The 25,052-nt window shown below is 44.3% G+C and carries 14 protein-coding genes; 8 read left to right on the forward strand and 6 right to left on the reverse strand.

The window, feature by feature from the left end; translation table 11 throughout:
- Positions 1-324 precede the first annotated feature (324 nt).
- The 5 genes from ychF to HMPREF2794_RS19255 all read left to right on the forward strand — a co-directional run bounded on the left by ychF (position 325) and on the right by HMPREF2794_RS19255 (position 6,067).
- Complete coding sequence (ychF, locus tag HMPREF2794_RS19235) at positions 325-1,428, forward strand: redox-regulated ATPase YchF (RefSeq protein WP_010535888.1); 1,104 nt, start codon at positions 325-327, stop codon at positions 1,426-1,428.
- A 110-nt stretch (positions 1,429-1,538) separates the two neighbouring features.
- A complete protein-coding gene (locus HMPREF2794_RS19240) occupies positions 1,539-2,450 on the forward strand; it encodes a ketopantoate reductase family protein (protein WP_010535889.1) in 912 nt (303 codons plus the stop codon).
- 27 nt (positions 2,451-2,477) lie between these two features.
- Entirely contained in the window at positions 2,478-3,323 is an 846-nt protein-coding gene (lgt, locus tag HMPREF2794_RS19245; protein ID WP_010535890.1) for a prolipoprotein diacylglyceryl transferase, read from the forward strand.
- The gene (locus tag HMPREF2794_RS19250; RefSeq protein ID WP_070752266.1) at positions 3,320-3,964 is read left to right on the forward strand and encodes a chloramphenicol acetyltransferase; all 645 of its coding nucleotides are present in this window, start codon (positions 3,320-3,322) and stop codon (positions 3,962-3,964) included. Before lgt ends, HMPREF2794_RS19250 begins: the two co-directional genes overlap by 4 nt.
- Positions 3,965-3,985: 21 nt before the next feature.
- Positions 3,986-6,067, forward strand: a complete 2,082-nt coding sequence (locus HMPREF2794_RS19255; protein ID WP_070752270.1) for a discoidin domain-containing protein — start codon at positions 3,986-3,988, stop codon at positions 6,065-6,067.
- A gap of 52 nt (positions 6,068-6,119) precedes the next feature.
- Here the strand turns inward: HMPREF2794_RS19255 and mutS are convergent, their stop codons facing one another.
- Positions 6,120-8,708, reverse strand: a complete 2,589-nt coding sequence (mutS, locus tag HMPREF2794_RS19260) for a DNA mismatch repair protein MutS (protein WP_070752488.1) — start codon at positions 8,706-8,708, stop codon at positions 6,120-6,122.
- A gap of 363 nt (positions 8,709-9,071) precedes the next feature.
- Entirely contained in the window at positions 9,072-9,941 is an 870-nt protein-coding gene (locus tag HMPREF2794_RS19265; protein ID WP_022301328.1) for an AraC family transcriptional regulator, read from the reverse strand.
- A gap of 215 nt (positions 9,942-10,156) precedes the next feature.
- Between HMPREF2794_RS19265 and HMPREF2794_RS19270 the strand changes: the two genes are divergently transcribed.
- Together HMPREF2794_RS19270 and HMPREF2794_RS19275 are read left to right on the forward strand one after the other, a co-directional pair.
- Entirely contained in the window at positions 10,157-12,529 is a 2,373-nt protein-coding gene (locus tag HMPREF2794_RS19270) for a glycoside hydrolase family 2 TIM barrel-domain containing protein (protein ID WP_083312145.1), read from the forward strand.
- Between the two features lie 28 nt (positions 12,530-12,557).
- Positions 12,558-14,906 (forward strand): glycosyl hydrolase 115 family protein, encoded by a 2,349-nt coding sequence (locus HMPREF2794_RS19275; protein WP_070752274.1) that lies wholly within the window; start codon positions 12,558-12,560, stop codon positions 14,904-14,906.
- 154 nt (positions 14,907-15,060) lie between these two features.
- Here the strand turns inward: HMPREF2794_RS19275 and HMPREF2794_RS19280 are convergent, their stop codons facing one another.
- The 4 genes from HMPREF2794_RS19280 to HMPREF2794_RS19295 form a co-directional block, all read right to left on the reverse strand.
- A complete protein-coding gene (locus HMPREF2794_RS19280) occupies positions 15,061-15,936 on the reverse strand; it encodes a DMT family transporter (protein ID WP_055269283.1) in 876 nt (291 codons plus the stop codon).
- Between the two features lie 82 nt (positions 15,937-16,018).
- Entirely contained in the window at positions 16,019-17,458 is a 1,440-nt protein-coding gene (locus tag HMPREF2794_RS19285) for a sialate O-acetylesterase (protein ID WP_070752276.1), read from the reverse strand.
- A 31-nt stretch (positions 17,459-17,489) separates the two neighbouring features.
- Positions 17,490-19,424, reverse strand: a complete 1,935-nt coding sequence (locus HMPREF2794_RS19290; protein WP_055269285.1) for a heparinase II/III domain-containing protein — start codon at positions 19,422-19,424, stop codon at positions 17,490-17,492.
- 21 nt (positions 19,425-19,445) lie between these two features.
- Positions 19,446-21,194: a hypothetical protein gene (locus HMPREF2794_RS19295; protein ID WP_070752278.1), complete on the reverse strand. Its 1,749-nt coding sequence runs from the start codon at positions 21,192-21,194 to the stop codon at positions 19,446-19,448.
- Positions 21,195-22,122: 928 nt separating this feature from the next.
- Here HMPREF2794_RS19295 and leuS point away from each other — a divergent pair.
- Complete coding sequence (gene leuS / locus HMPREF2794_RS19305; protein WP_010535901.1) at positions 22,123-24,957, forward strand: leucine--tRNA ligase; 2,835 nt, start codon at positions 22,123-22,125, stop codon at positions 24,955-24,957.
- Positions 24,958-25,052 lie beyond the last annotated feature (95 nt).

Genomic DNA, 25,052 nt, shown 5'->3' on the forward strand with positions numbered 1-25,052 from the left:
AAAGATTCATATACCACCCTATTTATGAACGAAATACAGATTTTCATTCCTTTATTTCCATCCGTTCCTGCCGCCAGGCAGAAAAAGGACCTTCTAAAGAGATTAAAAATTCATTTTGTCAATTTGCTCCAGACCTTTTTCCAAGCCTGCACAATTATCAGAAAAAGACAGAAAGTATACCAAGTTTCCCTCATTAGCTCAAAAAATGATTATCTTTGCAAACTAAAATGAGCAAGTTGGCAATCAGGACTGTTTTTATCGGGAGATTAGTGCCAACCCATTGCTCACATGTATGGATCATAATAAAAGAAATAATAGATTAATATGGCATTGCAATGTGGTATTGTCGGACTTCCGAATGTAGGTAAATCGACACTTTTCAACTGTTTGTCAAACGCAAAAGCGCAAGCGGCAAACTTCCCCTTCTGTACAATCGAACCGAATGTAGGTGTTATCACCGTTCCCGATGAACGTCTGAACGCACTGGCAGAGTTGGTACACCCCCAACGAATTGTTCCTACAACAGTAGAAATCGTAGACATCGCCGGACTGGTGAAAGGTGCAAGCAAAGGCGAAGGACTGGGAAACAAGTTCCTTGCCAATATCCGCGAAACAGACGCAATCATCCATGTACTTCGTTGCTTCGACGATGATAACGTGACACACGTAGACGGAAGCGTAAACCCCGTCCGCGATAAGGAAATTATCGACTATGAACTTCAGCTGAAAGACCTGGAAACAATCGAAAGCCGTATACAGAAAGTACAAAAACAAGCTCAGACAGGTGGAGACAAAGCTGCCAAACAAGCTTATGACGTACTCGTGCAATACAAGGATGCTCTGGAACAAGGAAAATCCGCACGTACCGTGACCTTTGAAACAAAAGACGAGCAGAAAATCGCTCACGAACTTTTCCTGTTGACCAGCAAACCGGTAATGTACGTCTGCAACGTAGACGAAGCAAGTGCCGTAAACGGCAACAAATACGTAGACATGGTTCGTGAAGCTGTAAAGGATGAAAACGCAGAAATCCTCGTTGTCGCTGCAAAAACCGAAGCAGACATCGCAGAACTGGAAACATACGAAGACCGCCAGATGTTCCTTGCCGAAGTAGGCCTGGAAGAATCGGGTGTTGCACGTCTTATCAAATCAGCTTACAAGCTGCTGAACCTCGAAACCTACTTCACAGCGGGCGTACAGGAAGTACGTGCATGGACTTATGAGAAAGGATGGAAAGCTCCGCAATGTGCAGGTGTAATCCATACTGACTTCGAAAAAGGATTTATCCGTGCAGAAGTAATCAAATACGATGATTATATCCAATACGGTTCGGAAGCAGCCGTCAAGGAAGCCGGGAAACTGGGTGTGGAAGGAAAAGAATATGTAGTACAGGATGGCGACATCATGCACTTCCGCTTCAACGTATAATAATAAATGAAGAATGAAGAACTAAAAATGATGAATTTAGTATCAGGCAGAAACTCCACCGGTCACTTTTCTTCATTCATAATTCTTCATTCTTAATTCTTCATTAAATTATGAAATATCTCATTGCAGGAACCGGAGGCGTCGGTGGCAGTATCGCAGGATTCTTGTCACTTGCCGGAAAAGATGTTACTTGTATTGCCCGCGGAGCTCATCTGCAGGCCATACAGACAAACGGCCTGAAACTGAAATCAGATTTAAAGGGAGAGCATGCGCTGGCTATCCCTGCTATGAATGCAGAAGAATTCAATGGAAAAGCAGACGTGATCTTTGTCTGCGTGAAAGGATATTCCGTCGATTCGATTACCGAACTCATCAAAAGGGCATCACACGACAAGACGGTCGTTATCCCTATCCTGAATGTTTACGGAACCGGTCCGCGCATTCAGCGCCTGGTTCCGGAGGTAACCGTACTGGATGGATGTATCTACATTGTAGGCTTTGTTTCCGGTGCGGGAGAAATAACCCAGATGGGAAAAATCTTCCGGCTGGTGTATGGTGCCCACAAAGGGACACAGGTAGCTCCGGGCGTTCTGGAAGCTATTCAGAAAGATCTTCAGGAAAGTGGAATCAAGGCTGAAATCTCTCCGGACATCAATCGGGATACATTTGTCAAGTGGTCGTTTATCTCGGCAATGGCTGTCACCGGAGCCTACTACGACGTACCGATGGGCGAGGTGCAGAAACAGGGAAAAGTACGGGATACATTCATCGGGCTTTCTACCGAGAGTGCTGCACTGGGACGTAAGCTAGGAGTCGAATTTCCCGAAGATCCGGTCAGCTACAATTTGAAAGTCATTGATAAACTCGATCCCGACAGTACCGCTTCCATGCAAAAGGATCTGGCACGGGGACATGAATCGGAAATACAAGGTTTGCTGTTTGACATGATTGCAGCAGCCGAGGAGCAAGGTATCGACATACCAACTTACCGGATGGTTGCCGAAAAATTCACAAAACACTAATTATCAAACCGTAAACCGTTATCCAACATGAATAGCCTCTTATTATCTATCAATTGGAATCCGAACCCCGAACTATTCAACCTGTTCGGCATTTCTATCCGTTACTACGGATTATTGTGGGCAGTAGGAATCTTCTTTGCCTACATCATCGTCCACTACCAATATCGTGACAAAAAAATAGACGAGAAGAAATTTGATCCCCTCTTCTTTTATTGTTTCTTCGGAATTCTGATTGGCGCGCGTCTGGGACACTGCCTGTTCTACGATCCGGGACAGTATCTGACAAGCGGAAAAGGATTTGTGGAAATGCTTTTGCCAATCAAGTTCCTGCCCGGCGGAGGATGGAAATTCACCGGTTACGAAGGACTTGCCAGCCACGGAGGTACACTTGGATTGATGATCGCTCTCTGGCTGTATTGCCGCAAGACGAAGCTTCATTATATGGATGTAGTGGACATGATTGCTGTCGCTACGCCTGTCACTGCCTGCTTCATCCGTCTGGCAAACTTGATGAACTCCGAAATTATCGGTAAACCGACCGACGTGCCCTGGGCATTCGTGTTCGAACGGGTAGACATGTTGCCCCGCCATCCGGGACAGCTTTACGAAGCGATTGCCTACCTGATTCTGTTCTTCATCATGTTCTATCTTTACAAGAATTATAGCAAGAAACTACACCGTGGATTCTTCTTCGGTCTCTGTCTGGCTTATATCTTCACCTTCCGTTTCTTCATCGAATTTGTGAAGGAGAATCAGGAAGCCTTCGAAGATCACATGATGTTCAACATGGGACAATGGCTAAGCGTTCCATTCATCATCATAGGTATCTACTTCATGTTCTTCTATGACCGGAAGAAAGTAGCTAAGAAATGAAACAGATTATAGATATAGAAAACTGGGAGCGGAAGGAGAATTTCAACTTCTTCCGCCATTTCCAGAATCCCCAATTATCCATTACCTCGGAAGTAGAATGCGGAGGCGCCAAACAGCGAGCCAAAGCGGCGGGACAGTCTTTCTTTCTCCACTATCTGTACGCAGTGCTGCGTGCAGCCAACGAGATTCCGGAGTTTCGTTACCGCATCGATACGGAGGGGCGTGTGGTGCTCTATGACACCATAGATATGCTTTCTCCCATCAAGATAAAAGAGAACGGCAAGTTCTTCACCACTCGTTTTCCTTACCACAACGATTTCGACACTTTCTATCGGGAAGCCAAAATGATTATTGAAGCCATCCCCGAAGACGGTGATCCATATGCAGCAGAAAACGGAGAAGTAGCGGACGGAGATTACGGGCTGATGCTGCTAAGCGCAACTCCCGACCTATATTTTACTTCCATCACCGGCACACAGGAAAAGAAAAGCGGTAACAACTATCCGCTGCTGAATGCCGGAAAAGCCATCGTAAGGGAAGGCAAGCTGGTGATGCCTATCGCCATGACTATTCATCACGGGTTTATTGACGGTCATCATCTTTCTTTATTTCACAAAAAGGTGGAAGAGTTTCTGAAATGAAACACACTAATACACATAGCAATGAAACTATTCTATAGACAACTTCTTATATTGACATGCTTTATATCCCTGCCAGTCTCTGTATTATATGCTCAACAGGGAACCAACCAATACATTCCTGTCAGCCAACACCAAACCATAGAAAGCGGAACTTACTGGTCGGCAGGTCAGATGCTGCCTCATTTTGCCACTCCTGCATCACAGCTGGACGGAATAGATATGAAACAGGGTAAGCTATCTTCGGAAGAAAAGACGATGCTGCTGGCTGTACAGGGGATAATCAACAAGCGGCAACCACGCATCTTCTTGTACGAGCATTTCAGCGAAGGTAAACATAAATGGCCCCGCTTGCTGAATTTATCCGTCAACGAACTCGAAGCTACCCAATACATGCGGTTAGTAAGCAAATACAAGAATGAACTGAAAGGAGTGATTCTATACGATCCGGAAAAGAGCGTCCATTACCTGAACCTGGCCTCAACAGTTGCCGGACTGGAAGATGCAATTCCCGTAACTTCCCAACTATACGAGCTTTTAAAGCAACAAAATATCCAGCTTCCCGTATTGGCAGACCTCAGAAAGCTGCCTTACACCAAAGCCACGGAAATCTACGAATACATGTACGACCAGTACTGGAAAAAGTGCACGCACCGTCTGCTCATCAGCCTTCCGCCCCAACGCGGCTTTGTACGCGACTTGGCAGTTGCATCAGGAGCAGCTATCGTGTGGCTGGACGCACGTGACTGGAAAGAAAATACAGTATTACGCAAGTTTATGAAAACCATGCAGCCGGGAGAAAGCATCATTACCGGTTGGTATGCCGAAGAACGCTCCGGTATAGGCCTTGCCACAGAATATGGGCTCTCAACCATCCCTTCCGATTTCTATGAAAATACAACAGTGTATGCAGGCATGCAACAGCAGATTCAGTATCCGGAAATACCCAAAATGCCCGCACTGGAAAACAAAATTTATCTGGCACTATATATGAGCGACGGCGACAACGTGCAATACTGCCAGCATGCCATGTCCGAACTATGGGACAAGAAAGGAAGAGGCGTGATACCTATCAACTGGACGATCAGCCCGGGATTAGTGGACTTCGGACCGGGACTGCTTAATCATTATTACACGACAGCCACCCCCAACGACTTCTTTGCATCCGGCCCCTCCGGTATGGGATATTCGTTGATTTACGACGCTCACAATTATCTTTGGAATGCAACCTCCGGAACAGACTTCACCCCTTATGCAAAACTGACCCAGCAATACCTGGAGAAAAGCGGACTGCGTGTCATCACCATCTGGGACGAAGTAAATCAGGAGCAAATGGGAGCTTATGCCCGTAACTGCCGTTACCTGTACGGCCTGACACAACAAGACTGGGAACGACGCCCGTATAAAGTGCCGACTTACATACAGGACCATAAACTCGCCTTCGTTCCGAATCTTCCTTGTTATGCCAACGGAGTGGATGTAATCTACTCCTTCTGGAGAGACACCATAGCCAAATTTGACGGTTCGCATCCCATATTCCTTTCCGCACAAGGTGAATCCTGGAAAATGGGACCGGACAATATCGTTGCCTTGAAGAAGCGTCTGGAAGAACTATCACTGGGCAATATTGTAATCTGCCGGGGCGACCATTTCTTCAATCTTCACAATCAGGCCAATTACCTGCCTTTCAATCTGACACTCTTACCCAAAATGAAGATTACTTCCAGTCCGACTTCCACAGAAACGAAGTTTGCAGCAGACGGCACGCCCTGCGAAGGACACCTGTGGATATCTAAGAAAGAAGGGAACCGCGCTTGGATACAATTCGATTTTAAAAATGAATACCTGATCAGTCGTTATGTAGTACGTCATTCCGGAAACGCAGGACTGCCGGAACGACTAAATACACGGTCTTTTTCAATAGAAGTCAGTCAGGACGGCAAGAAATGGACTCGTGTAGATATCCAAAAAGAGAATACAGTATCCGTGACGGACGTAGATATCACTCCGACAAGCGGAAGATATGTACGCCTGCTGATACAGGATGCAGGGGAAGATGGTATAGCCCGCATTGGGGATGTGGAAATCTACGGGTGCAGGAAATAACTGAACTGCACCCCAAAAGTTGGACACAGAACTTTAGGAGTGCAGTTCATCATTATTTGCCCCTGACTATCTTCTTAATATCATTCAGCTTATTCAACGCCTCAATCGGAGTAAGATTATTCACATCCAGATTGAGTATCTCATCGCGAATCTGGCAAAGTATCGGGTCATCCAACTGGAAGAAGCTGAGTTGCATACCGCTTCTGTTCTCACTGACTTCCGCCAATGGTTTGCCGGAGATACCTTGCTGACGGTTATCCGATTCCAATTGTTTCAAAATGGCATTGGCACGCTTCACAATACTCTTCGGCATACCCGCCATTTTTGCTACATGGATACCGAAGGAGTGTTCGCTTCCTCCACGTTCCAGTTTACGGAGGAAAATCACTTTATTGTCCACTTCCTTCACAGACACATTGTAGTTCTTGATACGCTTGAAGGATTTCTCCATCTCGTTCAGTTCATGATAATGGGTGGCAAACAAGGTGCGTGCTTTCGCTTTCGGATGTTCGTGGATATACTCTACGATGGCCCAGGCAATAGAAATACCGTCATAAGTAGACGTACCGCGCCCCAACTCATCGAATAGCACCAGACTCCGGGAAGAGACATTATTTAAAATATCCGCAGCCTCATTCATTTCCACCATAAAAGTAGACTCGCCTACCGAAATATTATCACTGGCACCCACACGGGTGAAAATCTTATCTACCAAGCCGATATGAGCACGTTCCGCAGGTACAAACGAACCGATTTGCGCCAACAGCGTAATCAGTGCAGTCTGGCGCAAGAGCGCAGACTTACCTGCCATGTTCGGACCTGTGATAATGATGATCTGCTGTGTGGTACTATCCAGCATTACGTCATTGGCAATGTACTTCTCACCAATCGGAAGCTGCTTTTCAATCACAGGGTGACGTCCCTGGCGGATATCCAGCACATCATTATCCTCAATAATCGGACGAATATAATTATTCTCACGCGCCACATTAGCGAAAGACAACAGGCAGTCCAGACGGGCTATCTGATTTGCATTAACCTGTATCTGCGGGATGAACTCCGTCAATGCCTGCACCAAGTCAGTATAAAGCTGGGTTTCCAGGACGAGAATCTTATCTTCCGCTCCCAGAATCTTTTCTTCGTATACCTTCAGTTCCTGTGTGATATAGCGTTCTGCATTGACCAGCGTCTGCTTACGAATCCATTCCTGCGGAACCTTATCCTTATGTATGTTGCGGACTTCTATATAATAACCGAATACATTATTGTAAGCTACCTTCAAGCTCGGAATACCCGTCTGCTCACTCTCACGCTGCTGTATCTGCAGCAAATAATCTTTCCCGGAGTAGGAGATACGGCGCAAATCATCCAGTTCCTCATTCACACCGTCTTTAATCACTCCACCTTTGTTGATCAGCAAAGGAGGATCATTATTGATCTCTTTAGCAATCCGGTCACGAATAGAAATGCAAAGATTCAGTTTTTCGCCTATCCGGTTCAGACTGGCATTATCCGCTTCGAGACAAGCCTGCTTAATGGGCTCAATAGCCTGCAGAGCAACCTTCAGCTGAACTACCTCACGTGGCGACACCCGTCCTACGGCTACTTTGGAGATAATACGTTCCAGGTCTCCTATCAGGTGCAACTGCTCTTCAATCAGCTCCTTAAAGTCCGGCTGACGGAAAAAGTATTCCACCACATTCAGACGGTCATTGATGGGCTTCTCATCTTTCAACGGGAAAACCATCCAGCGTTTCAGCAGACGGGCCCCCATCGGGCTGATTGTCCGGTCGATCACATTGAGCAAACTACTGCCGCCATCATTCATACTGCCGATCAACTCGAGGCTGCGGACAGTAAACTTATCCAAACGCACATACTTATCTTCCTCGATACGGGCCAGCGAAGTGATATGCCCGATCTGTGTATGCTGTGTCATCGTCAGATATTGCAGGATAGCGCCGGAAGCGATAATACCATTCTTCAGATGTTCCACCCCGAAGCCTTTCAGGTTTTTGGTCTCAAAGTGTTTCAGCAGTTTCTCGCGGGCGGTAGTTTCAGTAAAGACCCAGTCATCCAGTTCGAAAGTAAAGAACTTGCTGCCGAAGTTACCTTCGAACATCAGGCGTTTGCCCCGTTCAAAAAGAATCTCTTTCGGTCCGAAGTTATTCAGCAATTTGTCTACATAGTCGAAAGGACCTTCCGCAGTGAGAAACTCACCGGTAGATATATCCAGAAAAGCAACTCCACAGGAAGCCTTTCCGAAGTGAACGGCAGCCAGGAAGTTATTTTCTTTATAATTCAGTACATTGTCATTGATAGAGACACCGGGAGTAACCAGTTCGGTGATACCTCTTTTCACCAGTTTCTTCGTCAGTTTCGGGTCTTCCAACTGGTCGCAGATAGCTACACGCTTTCCGGCACGAATCAACTTCGGAAGATATGTATCGAGCGCATGATGGGGAAATCCTGCCATTTCAACGGTCTTTCCTTTCCCATTAGCGCGTTTTGTCAGTGTAATTCCTAAAATCTCAGATGCAACAATGGCGTCTGTAGAATATGTTTCGTAAAAGTCACCGCAACGAAACAGCATCACTGCATCCGGATGTTTGGCTTTCAAGTCCAGAAACTGTTTCATCATGGGGGTAAGCACGATTTCTTCTTCGTTCACGGTTCGCTCCTTTTCTTTTTTGTTGAGTGAATAATGAGATTATCGGAGCAAAGATAACAGTTTTTCGTCAGAGAATCAACGGAATTTCCTGTTTCAATTTTCACAATTAGTGTTGCATCCTTTTAAAAAAGCAGGTCCGATTTCTTAACAAGCAGGAAGAAAATCTTAAAACGTGTTATAAAACATGCTATTTTACTTGGATTATTTGCTAATTTCCCAAGAGTCCGTATCTTTGCAATGTGTTTTTCATAGTATTAGATTTAAGGTTAACAAAGGTTGGGTCAAGGCGTTGACCCTTTTTTTATGTCCATACGTCTCGTTCGCCTCTTTTTCTTATTCAGCCAGCATCATCTTTTTATAGTAAGACGGACTGAATCCGGTATGCTTCTTAAATGACTTGTTAAAATGGGAAATAGTATCAAATCCGCACTCCACACTAATCTGCGAGATATTCATATCGCCCATAAGCAGCAGTTTACATGCATATCCTATCCGCATCTCCAATATATAATTCTTAAACGATTTGCCCGTTTTACTCTTAAAGAAGCGGCAGAATGCAGCAGGATTCATGGCAGCCAGAGAGGATATTTCATTCAGGTCGATCTGTCGCGTATAGTTTTTATTCAGGTAAGCTATGATTTTATCGATTCTCGATCCATCATATATAATATCATTCTCGAAGTCAGAAGTCGATATTACAGACCGGGAAGTAACGTTTGCCATCTCTTTCAAAAGTTGCAGGAAAGAAGTGATCTGGTCAACCCCTGTCTCCAACGGAATGGATTCGAGCAGCTCAACCAGTCTTGAAGAACAGCCTGCGGGAAAGTAAATCCCCCGTTGTGCCTCTTCAAGCAGATTTTTGATCTTAATGAAATGGGGATAGTAATTAAAGGCATGGTGCATGAAGTCTTTTTCAAACTGGATGATAGTACCTGTTGTCCGGAGTGTACTGCCTTCTTTTTGATATACATCATCACTTTTCATATAATGGGGCAGATCAGAGCCTAGCAAAATGATATCACCATCCGCATATTTCTCCGCATTATTTCCGACAAACCGCATCCCCGTACCTTCTTTTACATAGATAACTTCATACTCCGTATGGAAATGCCACGGATAAGTGAAGTAAGGGTAGTCATAAAAACGAGCCTTCAAAGGGGATGACTTCGATATAGGAAGCTGCTCGTTCATTATCTTTCTCATAACCAGCTCTGTTAATTGCAAATTTGAAATAACTATATGCAAATATAGGAAAAAACATTTATTATACATATCGCTACTTTTGCAACAAATTAAAAAGGTTAACTCTAAAATAATCAATCTATAAGCTATCTATGAGTAATATCAGCCATTATGAGACAAGACTTTTTAAATATTTCTTGTACTTACTTTTATTGAGTATGCTTCCATCCCTAAACATGAAAGCATCTGAAAGAAAGTCTCTTTTCGACAGAAACTGGTATTTTTACCGGGGAGACGTTAGGAATGCAGAATCACCTGTTTACAACGATTCTGCCTGGAGAAAAGTGGATCTTCCCCATGACTGGAGCATCGAGCCACTCGAGAATCAGGAGCCTGATAAAGTAGTAGGACCATTCAGCCGTGAGAGTGTAGGTGGTTTTGCTACCGGACAAACCGTAGGTGGCAAAGGGTGGTATCGTAAAACTTTCATTATCTCACCGGAAGATGCCGGGAAAAGACATGAGTTATACTTCGAAGGAATTTATAACCAATCGGAAATATGGATCAATGGACAGAAGGCGTATTATAATGTCTACGGATACACCTCTTTCAAAGTAGACATAACACCTTACTGTAAGCCAGCAGGAGAGAAAAACATAATAGCCGTTAAAGTTATAAATGAAGGCAAAAACTCCCGCTGGTATACAGGATCGGGTATTTATCGTCATGTATGGATGATCCGTACTTCACCGTCCTATATTGAGGATTGGGGCACTTTCATAAGCACCAACAGCATTGATAAGGAACAAGCCGTCGTCATACTGAACACAACCATTGTTAACGGAGATACAGAAGAAGGAGAATATACCGTAAATATCAACCTTACTTCCCCCAGGGGAAAAGTTGTATCTACCACCAATAGCACTGTAAAAATGACATCAGGAAATAAACATGAAATTCCTTTTACCATCACAGTGAAGAAACCCCGGTTATGGTCTACCGATACACCGGAGCTGTATATAGCTAACATCAGTCTTTGGAAAAATAAAGAAAAGAAAGACGAACTATCCATCCCATTCGGTATTCGTACCATACATTTCTCTACCGGAAAAGGATTTAAACTCAACGGAGTACCAATGAAATTAAAAGGTGGCTGTGTTCACCATGACAACGGTCTTTTAGGATCAGCCGCCTTCGACAGAGCAGAAGAAAGAAAAATACAATTGCTGAAACAAAATGGATTCAATGCAGTACGTACCTCCCACAACCCAATGTCCGAAAGTTTTATGTCGGCTTGCGACCGATTAGGCATGTTGGTTATTGACGAAGCATTCGACCAATGGAAAATAAAAAAGAATCCGGAAGATTATCATCTTTATTTTAACGAGTGGAGCGCACGTGACATCCGGTCTTTAGTGCTAAGAGACCGTAATCATCCTTCGGTAATCATGTGGAGCATCGGAAATGAAATCAGGGAACGTATTTCGGACAATGGACTCAAGATTGCAGAAGATTTGAAAAAAGAAATACTTAAGCATGATAATACCCGTCCTGTCACCGCCGGAGTAAATAAGTACTGGGATAAAGACAGGAAGAATATGCTTTCTCTTGAAAAGGCTTTCAGGCATCTTGATGTAGCCGGTTACAATTATATGTGGCGTTTTTATGAGGAAGACCATGCCAAATATCCCGAACGCATCATGTACAGCAGTGAAAGTGTGGCCAACGAAGCATCTCAAAACTGGGATAAAGTAGAAAAGCTTCCCTACGTCATAGGAGATTTTATATGGACAGCAATTGATTACCTCGGCGAATCGGGACTGGGCAATTCTATCGAAGTAGATCCGGAAGAAAACATACACCAGTTCATGGGTTGGCCCTGGTTTAATGGCTGGTGTGGAGATATTGACCTTTTAGGCGTAAAAAAAGCTCAATCCTACTATCGTGATATTTTATGGCACAACAGAAAGATAAGCATGGCAGTCGAAACACCTGTCCCAGAAGGTAAGATCCGTAAAGTAAGTTTCTGGGGATGGCCTGAAGAATCCTTATCATGGACCTTTCCCGGAATGGAAAATAAAATGATGAAAGTTAATGTATATACGCGTGCTTCTAAAGTGAGATTATACCTGAATGATTCTCTTGTAGGTGAGAAAGAAACAAACGAACTATATAAAGCTTCCTTTAGAGTGCCCTATCAGGCAGGGAAACTAACAGCAGTGGAAGTAAACGAGAACGGCAAAGGGGATTCCGTCATACTGGAAACTACCGGAGAACCTGTCGCCCTCAGATTAACAGCCGATAAGACAAAGATGAAAGCTCATGGGCAGGACCTCTCCTATGTACTAATAGAACTTGTTGATAAAAAAGGAAATATCATCTCTCACAATGACCGTAAAATACAGATTAGTCATAAAGGAACCGGCAAGATCATCGGCTCCGGAAATGCTTCTCCAACAGATATGGCAAGTTTCGGCTCACTTCAACCGATGCTTTTCAAAGGAAGAGCAATGGTAATTGTCCGCTCCGGCTACGAGCCCGGAGAAATGAAATTGACAGTGAGTGCAGGAGGAGTACAACCAGCAACAATCGCTCTAAAAACAAAATGAATTAACCATTTATTCCCATAAAATATCCATGAGAAAATTAATCATCAGCATTTTAATCGGAGTTATTTTTCCACTTTATGCTTCAGCTGGTTTTGTCTTTCGGAATGATAAAGATGTAACAGTGGTCATCAACGATAGTGAAGAACAAGTGGTCCACACCGCCCTTGAGATGTTTCAGAAAGACTATGTCAATGTTTTCGACAGAGAGTTGAAAACAAGTAACCAACAGGGAAATATATACATAGGCACAATCGGACTGAATAAGAAAGCGGAACAATTCATCGCTATCAAGGATATTCAGGAACTAAAGCAGCATGAGGAAGCTTTTCTGGTTAGTGTCAAAGACAACCACCTGATCATACTGGGTAGTGACAAGCGCGGAACTGCTTATGGCATTCTGGAACTGTCACGAATGATCGGTGTATCTCCTTGGGAATGGTGGGCAGATTCTCCTGTAGAGAAAAAGCAATCATTCAAACTGAAAGAAGGATTCAAAACACTCCAATATCCCTCGGTTGCCCGTCGTGGCATCTTTATCAACGACGAAGACTGGGGACTAACCCCATGGAGCTACCTAACCCACGAGCCGTCTGATACGAAAGGACAAATCGGCCCTAAAACACATGCAAGGATATTCGAACTATTGTTACGTCTGCGAGCCAACACATTCTGGCCTGCCATGCATACCTGCTCCGTCGCTTTCTACCTGACACCGGGTAACAAGGAGACTGCAGACAAATATGGAATATTTATTGGTACTGCCCATTGCGAACCAATGATGCGAAATACCAATGCTGAATGGAAAACAGCCGGAACCGGAAAGTACGACTACGTGAACAACCGCGAAAATGTGCTCAGATTTTGGGAAGAACGCGTCAAAGAGCTCGCCGGTTCCGATAATATTTACACTTTGGGCATCCGTGGAGTACATGATGGTAAGATGCAGGGTGCAAACACCTTACAAGAACAGAAAGCAGCCCTGACTAATGTCCTCAAAGACCAGCGGGAAATGATAGCAAAGTATGTAAATCCGAATGTAGAGCAAGTATCGCAAGTATTCATCCCTTATAAAGAAGTACTGGACGTTTACAAAATGGGACTGGAAGTGCCAGAAGATGTTTCTTTGCTATGGTGCGACGATAACTATGGGTACATCCGCCATTTCCCTGACAGCAAAGAGCGTGCACGCAAAGGCGGAAATGGTATTTATTATCACATTTCATACTGGGGACGCCCGCACAGTTACCTTTGGCTGGCAACTAACCATCCCGCCCAACTTTATACACAAATGAAATTAGCCTACGACAAAGGAGCCCAAGATATGTGGATACTGAATGTAGGCGATATCAAGCCCGGTGAATACCTTACGGAATTGTTCCTGGATATGGCATGGGATATCAATGCTATTGAAAACAATATAAACGGGCTGGACAAGCACTTATACTCCTGGCTCAGCAGAGAGTTCGGAGAAAAAAATGCCAAAGAACTGCTTCCGGTAATGAATGAATATTACCGCCTTGCCTACATACGTAAACCGGAATTTATGGGCAACACACGTATAGAGGAAAAAGACCCTAAATACAAAATCATCTCCGATCTTCCATGGAGCGAAAAATACATTAAACAACGCATTAAAGAATACGAAACAATTGCAGCTAAAGTTACCTCAATGTCTCAAAAGGTTGCTCCGGATAAACAATTTGTATGGTTTCAGTTGATCGAGTTTCCTGTTCGTGCAGCCCACGAAATGAACAAAAAGCATCTTTACGGACAGCTGGCACGCCACGAATTAGCAGACTGGCGACTGAGCGATACGGCATACAACAACATGGCCTCCTTAATGGAGAGATATAACTCCCTTAATAACGGCAAATGGAAAAAAATGATGAGCTATCCACAAAGCCTACCGGTATTCAAGAAAGTTCCACATACCCGATCCACCACCCCGCTACCGGAAGATGATCATCCTCTTTACCTATTCAATGGAAAAGATTATTCCCAGTTTAACGGAGAAAGCCCCGTTACCCATGGTCTGGGTTATCAACGTGGAGCCATCAGTCTATCTAAAGGAAGCGATGTCATATATAACTTTAAAGCTAATGATACTGATTCAATCCTGATAGAGGTTGCTTTAACTCCTAACCATCCGGTTGAAGGTAAACAAATCAGATATGCTATTTCTATCGGAAACGAACCGGAACAAATTGTCGACTTTCACACCGAAGGACGAAGTGAAGAATGGAAACTGAATGTCCTCAGCAATCAGGCAAAACGAACGACTTCGCATAAAATAAGTTCATCAAAGAAACAGAGTCTGAAAATCACTGCTTTAGACGAAGGAGTTATGATTGACCAAATTAAAATCCGAAAGAAATAAAAGCAGCGACGGATAATTCCTAAAGGTAAACAACTACCTATTCGATAAATAAGATGTAAACAGCTAAAATAAGACCGCCCCTCTTTCTTATCAGAGACGGTCTTATTCATTTATAAATAATATATAGCCTAAAATAAAGAGTTCTCCCTGAACTTTATTTCTTTTCCGCCCAATATACTCCGCAGACAATACAAGCAGCACCGCCCAAAGCTACCAGAGTAATCTTCTCATCCAGAATAAGGGACGATGCAATCATTGTAACCAAAGGATTGAGATAGATATAATTGGATGCCCGAACTGTTCCCAACTGTTTCAACACTACATTCCACAGTACATAGCAAATCAGGGAAGCCAGCACGGCGAGGAATAGCAAATTGAATAATACGCCCGGTTGCAAAAGTACGGCAGTATCGGGCTGCAACGGATGCAGGAGAAAAGCAGGCAAAATAGTCAGCACTCCATAAAAGAAAATCTTACGGGTGATAAATACAGTAGGATAGCGTCCGGCCATTTTTTTAATAATCAAACTATAGAATGCCCAGGACAATGCGGCAAGCAAAGTCAGCAAATCGCCTATCGGAGATATTTTGAGTACGAAACTACCGTTAAAAACAATCAACCCTACCCCCATCAATGCCAGTAAAGAACCGTATATCAGTCCTTTCGATGCCTTTTCGCTCTTATAAAAAAGCAGAGACAAGATAGTGGTCAGCAAGGGAGCCGTGCAAATGATAAACGATACATTCGAAGCCTGCGTAATCCCTAAAGCGGTATTCTCTGTAAAGAAATAAAGCGAGCCGCCGAATATACCTCCGGCTACCAGCCACAATTCATCTTTCCAGTTACCGGTGAACAAACGTTTGGGAGAAATGACCCAAATGCCTGTATATGCAATCAGAAAGCGGTAAAAGAATATTTCCTGAGGTGTCAACCCGTGATTTATCAATACTTTAGTCGAAATGAATGTCAGTCCCCAGATAGCTACTGTTAGTATGGCAATCAGATGATAGTATCCATGCTTTAGTTCCATAATGATGGTTTTAATGAGGACACAAAGATACAGGGAATCATGGATATACGCACTGACTTTCACGGATATATTTCATACGGAATTACCAGTTATCAGTCCGGAAAGGCGCCGCAGGGATACCATGAATGCTGAAAATGCTTGCTTCTACATAATTCTTATACGCATACCGCACGGCCACAGGATGAGGAACTTTGTCACTCGAAACAGCCAGCCGGGCAGTCTTGGTTTCTATTTCGGCAAAAGCCGGGTGGAACACTTTATCTTCACCTGCTATCTCAAATCCTTTGAGCGATGTCCACATTGGGCCCAGTCCGCGTTGGGCATGATCGAAATTGATATAGATTTTATTCTCCTGTATCTCCATTGATTTATAAACAGGGGGAGCATATCCAAATCCTTTCATACCGTAGGTCTGTGCCAATGCCCAATAGGCCAGCCTGTTTCCTACCGTCTCCTTGTCTACGGGATGAATGAAAACCGGATGGCCGACATCCATTGTCGTCACCATGCCACTATTCGGTATATCCTTCATATTCTGCAACTGCACTTCACGCAGGCGGGCAGCCGAAGTACCGTCGGCTCCTTCATAGTTGAAAGGAGCTATCTGCACAAAGTAGAAAGGAAGCTCTCCTCTGCCCCATTTCGCACGCAGGTCAGTAACAAAGGCAGGCATAAGGCTCTGATAAAGACCGGCATTGTCACGGTTGCTTTCTCCCTGGTACCACAAGAATCCTTTCACAGCAAAATGAGTCAAGGGAGCTATCTTCGCATTATAAAGCACACACGGAGTAGCGGTGGGATTCTTCACTTCAGCATCGTTGTCGAGTATGGAAAGGTCGATACTGTCAAAAGACTTTATGGATTCCCTGCTCATCCATGCCTCCACTTTCGATCCTCCCCAGGTAGATACAACAATGCCTACGGGTACTTCCAGCACTTCCTGTATATAACGTGCAAAATAATAAGACACGGCACTGATGTGGGAAACATTCACCGGGGTATTTTCGAGCCATTCGCCCTGGCAGTCTTCCTGAGGCGTTTTACTAAACTGACGTACCCATCTCCCATCCTTTGAATCTGTAGTGTACATTCGGATAGGTGTGGATGGCTTGGCTTTGGCGATGAGATCGTTCGTCCCTCTGACCGGTTGCCGGTCGAAGCCGCCCATAGGCATCTCCATGTTCGACTGGCCCGAACAGAACCAGACTTCACCGATCAGTATATTCTGCAATGTGAGCAATTCGCCGTCATTGAAAGTAATCTTGTAAGACCCTCCCGCAACAGGGGTAGATACCTTCAAAGACCAGTTTCCTTTTCCATCCGACGACGATTTATATACCCGGTTGTTCCACGAAGTTTTCACCGTCACAACAGCATTGGGACGGGCCTTTCCCCATAGTTCGACTTCTGTTTGCTGCTGTAATACCATATTATCTCCAAGTATGGAAGGTAATGTCACTTTTGCCTCACTCTTCATTGAAAAAGATAGGACTAAAAACAAAAAGCTTATCAGATATTTCATATATATTAATTATAAAGATAAATACTCGACATCAGAAAATATCCCATTGTGCCCTTACAGTCATATTTTTGTCTTTCACACGGATCATCAACGGGTAACAGGTTTCTACAGGACGTCGTTCAGTCCCGGTTTTTGTTACAATATCCGGATTGGTAGGCGGTATGCCGGAAGCTTCGCCCACAAACAATTCAAAGGACGGCACGCCATCTACCCGAAAAGTAATCTTTCCGGTTGGCGTACTGACTGTAAACGGATGATTCATCACACTCCTTTTCACATTTCGGATCTGTTTATAAGCAACCGCCTCATCAAGCTTTGCACCTGTAAACTCTCCTTCTATCTGTGGCTGCTCTGTCAGTAACAGCACATAGTCATACTGATGAATCGTGTCTGAGATGCAATCGAACTCGTCGCAAAGGGTGTCTCCTTTCAACAGAAGTTTTCTCTTCATTTCGACTCCCGGATAAGCCTTGTCACAAAAGGCTTCTATGGAATGATTATCGAAATATACCATCTGCCCCGTCGCAGGACGCTGGTCTTTACAATCGACAGTTACCGTGTTGTGAGAAAGCGTCCGTTTATACCAGTTCAGGTAATCGGGGATTCCGTAGGCGCAGGTGCCCAAATCAGGCAATATCTCCTTTTCACCGTTATGGATGGAGATAGAAAGTTTATCCGGATGCCCATGACCACCACCGGACGGACCGTACTTCAGTACTACCGACTTCTTACCGCTCCGCAATACCCCATAGCCCGTCTGACCAAACAGGTAGCTTTCCGATTCCTTCAGTTCCTTGTCGGGATGGATAGTAGTATTGGTCAGAAGCGCTTCCGGCGAAAGTCTGTCTTCCAGCCGATAGCAATCCTGTAGAGTATTCAGCAATAGGGGATTCTTATAGCGGGCATAGGCCACTTCATACAGTCTGATCTGTGTCGGCAGTGAAACTCCATACCATCCGTCGTTGTGGGAAGGAAAAGTCAAGTCACTATAAATGCTCTTTATAGGAGCCACGAACATCATCTCCAGTTGTTTGTCCCACAAATCATATCCCATCGAACGGACTGCACCAGCCGTCAGCAGCATCGCCCTCAACGGAAAGAAATGATAATTGGCAGAACCCTCGTTCCACCAGCCGTCTCTGTTGACGTGTGTTTTCATCATCTGCCGGTAACCCACTTTCGTGTGTTCAACAGCGACTTTCACGATACTGTCATTATTGAGGGCAACTCCTATAGCGGCCAGTCCGCTATTATTCCAGACCTGCCAGTTGCCTCCACCACCTCTTTTCAAAAGCAGACCGGCACCTTCTTTCAGCAATCCTTTCTCTATTTTTTCCACCTCTCCCTTTTTGAGCAAAGGCTTAACAACAGAGTAGACACGGCATACATCACTGAACCATCCCGCCTCATCCAGACTTTGCGCATATATCTTTGCACTATAATTGGCAGGTTCGGGAGTGTTACGCCCTTTATCATGAATTTTATAATGCGGGTATTTATCGGCGTAATCCAGCAACATGTCTTTCATATAGCGGGCATACTTTTTATCTCCGGTAGCCAGATACACATACATGCAATCAGTAAGAAACTGCTTGTTCCTGTCTTGGGCAATCGTTATCCATGCCCAGTTGATACGGTCGGAACTCCACGTTTTCTTGCAGAAGGAACAATACTGCTTGTCAGGACTATTCCAGTCGAACTCAAAGAACACATTATGTACCGGACAGAAATAGTCGTGCAGATGCCCGGCTTCTTCTTTAGGGACAGCCAGCGGATATTTCAACCGTTCGTCGATATGCGATTTTAGTGTATCTACAATGGTCTTTCCCCAAGGGGTTTGCGCAGATGACCGGATATTAGCCATGTCCTCTGCCGAGAAGAAATAAGTTTCGCGCTTCTGCCCGTAGGCAACAGAAAGCAGGCATAGAAGTCCGCAAGCAATCAGAATATATTTTTTAGTCGTCATAATCTCTATTTCTTTAGCTAGTTATAACAGGATTGACCAATCGCCTGTATAATAGGCTTTATTTAGCTTTTCCAATGAACGGACATCTTGGTTGCGGGTAAAAAGATATTCCAGATCCTTGTACAAGTACAATTGCAACCAGTATCCTTTATCATACTTCTCACGGATGGATAATGCCTGTTTCAACTTGGCATACCAACCTGTATTTACCCGAAAATGCTCGGCTACCTTGCATGCCTGCATAGCATTGTTCCACATACCGTCTGCCATCTTATCCATCAAATTTATGAAGTCTTTATACTTAAAAGATGAAACATCAATGAGTTCGCAACGGTCGTCTACTCCCATTTCCTTTAAATCCACAATTGTTTCAAAAGTCTGGTCACCATCGAGGTCATACTCCAGATAATCAAAGAAGCCGTTGCCATCTTTGTCAGTGTACTTCACCGTTGCAAAACGGGAAGGATTCTTGTCCAACCCGAACCACATCCTGTCCCATCCCTGATAGTAGTCTGTGTTCTGATCGATTCGCCAGCATCCCCATTCCGCACCATACAGATGAAGTCTGCCGTCAAACTTACCCATATAAAGTTGGCCGTTTCCTGAATTATCCAGGTCCCATTCCCCACGGTCACCCGCTGCATCCGATTGTTTGTTATGATCAATTCCACCTTTGTTCCATCCCACCTTGAAAGGGTCGCGCGGGTCGTATAACTCTACACGTTCCCAACGATGGCAATCATCATCTTCATCATATCCAAAATAAACCTGATCCCATTTTCCTCTGTTGAATATAAGGTCCCATGCACTGTCATGGTCCGGATAAATCAACTCAGTCATCCTCCTGAAACGGGGATCTACAAAGAAAGAATCCGTCCCAGCCAATCGGGGATTCCGGAACTTATGAACCTGATCTCTGTAATCAAACCCTTTTCCTCTGAAAGAAAGCGTGAAGTCAAAGTCAAATTCATCACCCGGACGATTATCATTATCCATATCGACGGCAATAGAAACCCAGTCGATGTTTCCGGTCAGCTGCTTGTTAACGAAGCTGTTGGCGGGTGCACTGGCATCTACTTTCTTTGGAGAATCTACCAGTCTGATTGCCATTTCACTCAGTCCGTCACCGTCTTCATCGTAGAAAAGAAATGGATTTTCCCAGTTCAGCCTTACATCCTGCATATTGTAAGTAGCGACATGAATCTTAAGAAAAGCTGACTGCCCGCTATAATCCATATAGAAATCGCAGATACCTGTCTTGTCCCAGCTTTTAATCTGCATGGTGTTCCAATCAATATAGTTGAAGATATTATCCTTGTCAGTATCCAGCACGATCATATAGTGTCCGTTTGGCCATACTTCGTCCGCTTTCCGGGGAGGATACTCGGCGACAATCTGCATATCGGCTTTTCCGTCATTATCGGTATCTATCCAGTCGATAATAAGATCACCATGTCCACCGTAAATGCCATCACGGTTTCTGTCTATCAAAAGACAGTCATTTTTTGTATCTCCTTCCAGATCATCCCATCTCATGTCTCCGTCATCGTCCAGCCATAATATCGGAATACTGTCACGGGTAATCGAATAGATAGCGTCCGGCTTTCCACCACCATTCAAATCTACGATTTTGGGTGTATATCCTACCGGAGGAGGAGGTAACCGGAATGACACAATTTTGAGCTTGTTATTCCAGTAGTTTTTGTTTTCCTGTGCCTTGGCAGAGAAGAATGCGAGAACCAATGTTAATAGTACCAGTAGCCTTTTCATTTCTTAGAATTTTATGATAACTGGCACAAATGTAAGTCCCGCTAGTTAATTTAGTAATTAATTTGCAATTAATTCGAGGAGAAAAATGAAGGTATAGGCTGGGAAAGATCGTTTTTAGGGGAATATACGGTCTAATTTAACGTTTATTTAAAAGGTTTGTCAGTTCAAACCCTAAAAATGATAGAATTTCATTTTCAGCAAAGTAAAACGAGAAATAGAATGTTACAATATACATTAGCGCAGACAAGTCCAATAGGATAATATCAAACTATTTTCTTTATTCCCCCTTCTAAATCTCTAAGTGTTATTTTTCTCTTGTCTCTTTTTTGTTTTAAAACTAAGCCTAATATATTTAGACAGTATCCAAAAACTAAATAGAAAAAACAACCTTACAGAAAGAAGTTCTAATTTACAAACAAATCACCACCATCAGACACCCCAAATTCGTATATCTTCCTTTCTTACACTATTCCTCCAAAATCGAATAAACTCCCTACGCGTTTTTAATAAATAACGAGAGAGTTTATTATAAACGGTACCCAAGTTTATTATAAACTATTTTTAGGAGTTTCCAGCAGCCTCAATAAAATTATTATAACAGAAATGGGCAAGAACCTTCACAGTTTCTTGCCCATTCGTTATCCTGGCTATGCAATTTTGCACATCCACCTATTGAGCTTATGTTATATTTTTTATATATTCTATCATTACTTTTCCTTTTTATATTCCTCCAAATATACGAAATAAAAACAAAAAAGTCAATAGCAAGACGATGTTTTCCGTGACATTTCTCCATTTGTCACGCAATACCTTATCATAAAAAAGGTTTTTTTCACTCACTACGTGGTTATCTGAAAATAAACACGTAAATTTGCTAGCTCAAATTGAAATAACAGTATAAATCACTATAAATAAAAACTTTATCACTATGGAGTACAATTTCAGGGAGATTGAAAAGAAGTGGCAGCAAAGGTGGGTGGAAGAGAAAACCTACCAGGTTACGGAAGACGAATCGAAGCAGAAATTCTATGTATTGAATATGTTCCCTTACCCGTCGGGAGCCGGATTGCACGTAGGGCATCCGCTGGGATACATCGCTTCGGACATTTACGCCCGTTACAAACGACTGCGTGGCTTCAATGTACTCAATCCGATGGGATACGACGCTTACGGTTTGCCGGCAGAGCAGTACGCCATCCAGACCGGACAGCATCCCGCTATCACAACCGTCAACAACATCGACCGTTATCGCGAGCAACTCGATAAAATAGGCTTCTCTTTCGACTGGAGCCGTGAAATCCGTACCTGCGAACCCGAATATTATCACTGGACTCAATGGGCTTTCCTCAAAATGTTCAACAGCTACTACTGCAACGACGAACAGCAGGCACGCCCTATCCAAGAACTGATCGACGCATTCGCAATCTACGGAAACAAAGGACTCAACGCTGCCTGCAGCGAAGAACTCAGCTTTACCGCCGAAGAATGGAAAGCGAAAAGCGAAAAGGAACAGCAGGAAATCCTGATGAACTACCGCATCGCTTACCTGGGTGAAACAATGGTGAACTGGTGTCAGGCACTGGGAACCGTATTAGCAAACGACGAAGTAATAGACGGCGTCAGCGAACGCGGCGGCTTCCCTGTAGTTCAGAAAAAGATGCGCCAGTGGTGTCTGCGTGTATCCGCTTACGCACAACGCCTGCTCGACGGACTGGATACCATCGACTGGACCGAATCACTGAAAGAAACTCAGAAGAACTGGATCGGACGCTCCGAAGGTGCTGAAGTGCAGTTTAAAGTAAAAGACAGCGATCTCGAATTTACCATCTTTACCACCCGTGCAGATACCATGTTCGGCGTGACCTTCATGGTACTGGCTCCGGAAAGTGAACTGGTAGCCCAGTTGACTACTCCTGAACAGAAAGCAGAAGTAGACGCCTATCTGGACCGCACCAAGAAGCGTACGGAACGCGAACGTATCGCCGACCGCAGCGTTACCGGTGTATTCAGCGGTTCGTATGCCATCAATCCGTTTACAGGTGAAGCAGTGCCCATCTGGATCAGCGATTACGTATTGGCAGGATACGGAACAGGAGCCATCATGGCCGTACCCGCCCACGATAGCCGCGACTATGCTTTTGCCAAGCATTTCGGACTGGAAATCCGCCCGTTGGTAGAAGGTTGTGACGTAAGTGAAGAAAGTTTCGACGCCAAAGAAGGAATCGTCTGCAACTCTCCCCGCCCGGATGTAACTCCTTACTGCGATCTTTCCCTGAACGGACTGACCATCAAAGAAGCCATCGAAAAGACCAAGCAATATGTGAAAGAGCATAACTTGGGACGTGTAAAGGTGAACTACCGTCTGCGTGATGCCATTTTCTCACGTCAACGTTACTGGGGAGAACCATTCCCGGTTTACTACAAAAACGGAATGCCTTACGTAATCGAAGAAGACTGTCTGCCACTGGAACTTCCGGAAGTAGACAAATTCCTGCCGACCGAAACAGGCGAGCCCCCATTGGGACATGCCACTAAGTGGGCATGGGACACGGTAAACAAGTGCACAGTAGAAAATGAGAAGATCGACAACATCACCATCTTCCCGTTGGAACTGAACACCATGCCGGGATTTGCCGGTTCCTCCGCATACTATCTGCGCTACATGGACCCGCACAACCACCAAGCATTAGTGGACCCGAAAGTGGACGAATACTGGAAGAACGTAGACCTCTATGTTGGAGGAACGGAACACGCTACCGGACACTTGATCTACTCTCGTTTCTGGAATAAGTTCCTGCACGATGTAGGCGCATCCGTAGTAGAAGAACCGTTCCAAAAGTTAGTAAATCAAGGGATGATCCAAGGCCGCAGTAACTTTGTATATCGTATCAAAGATACTCACACCTTCGTTTCACTGAACCTGAAAGACCAATACGAAGTTACTCCGCTTCATGTGGATGTAAACATCGTATCCAATGATATTCTCGATCTGGAAGCATTCAAGGCATGGCGTCCCGAATATGCGGAAGCAGAGTTCATCCTCGAAGACGGAAAATACATCTGCGGATGGGCAGTTGAGAAGATGAGCAAATCAATGTTCAACGTGGTTAACCCGGATATGATTGTAGATAAATACGGCGCGGATACACTTCGTATGTACGAAATGTTCCTCGGTCCGGTGGAGCAATCCAAGCCTTGGGATACGAACGGTATCGACGGTGTACACCGCTTTATCCGTAAGTTCTGGTCGTTGTTCTACAGTCGTACGGACGAGTATCTGGTGAAAGACGAACCTGCAACGAAAGAAGAATTGAAGAGTCTTCACAAGCTGATCAAGAAGGTAACGGGAGATATCGAACAGTTCTCATACAATACCTCTGTCAGCGCATTCATGATTTGTGTCAACGAACTCTCCAATCTGAAATGCAGCAAGAAAGAGATACTGGAACAGCTCATTATCGTTCTCGCTCCTTTCGCTCCGCATGTATGCGAAGAGTTGTGGGATACACTGGGACACGAAACTTCCGTATGCGATGCCGCATGGCCCGCATTCAACGAAGAATATCTGAAAGAAGATACGATCAACTATACCATCTCCTTCAACGGAAAAGCACGCTTCAACATGGAGTTTGACGCTGATGCCGCTTCGGACACCATTCAGGCTGCCGTATTAGCCGACGAACGTTCGCAGAAATGGATCGAAGGCAAAACACCGAAGAAGATCATCGTCGTGCCGAAAAAGATTGTAAACGTAGTAGTATAATAGATTTTAGGCACGGATTACGCGGATTTCACGGTTTTGAGTTATTGAAAAGGCCGCGTTAATCCGTGTAATCCGTGCCTGAAAATAGTATAAGA

It is taken from the genome of Bacteroides sp. HMSC067B03 (genome assembly GCF_001811315.1).
Lineage (GTDB): Bacteria > Bacteroidota > Bacteroidia > Bacteroidales > Bacteroidaceae > Bacteroides > Bacteroides faecis.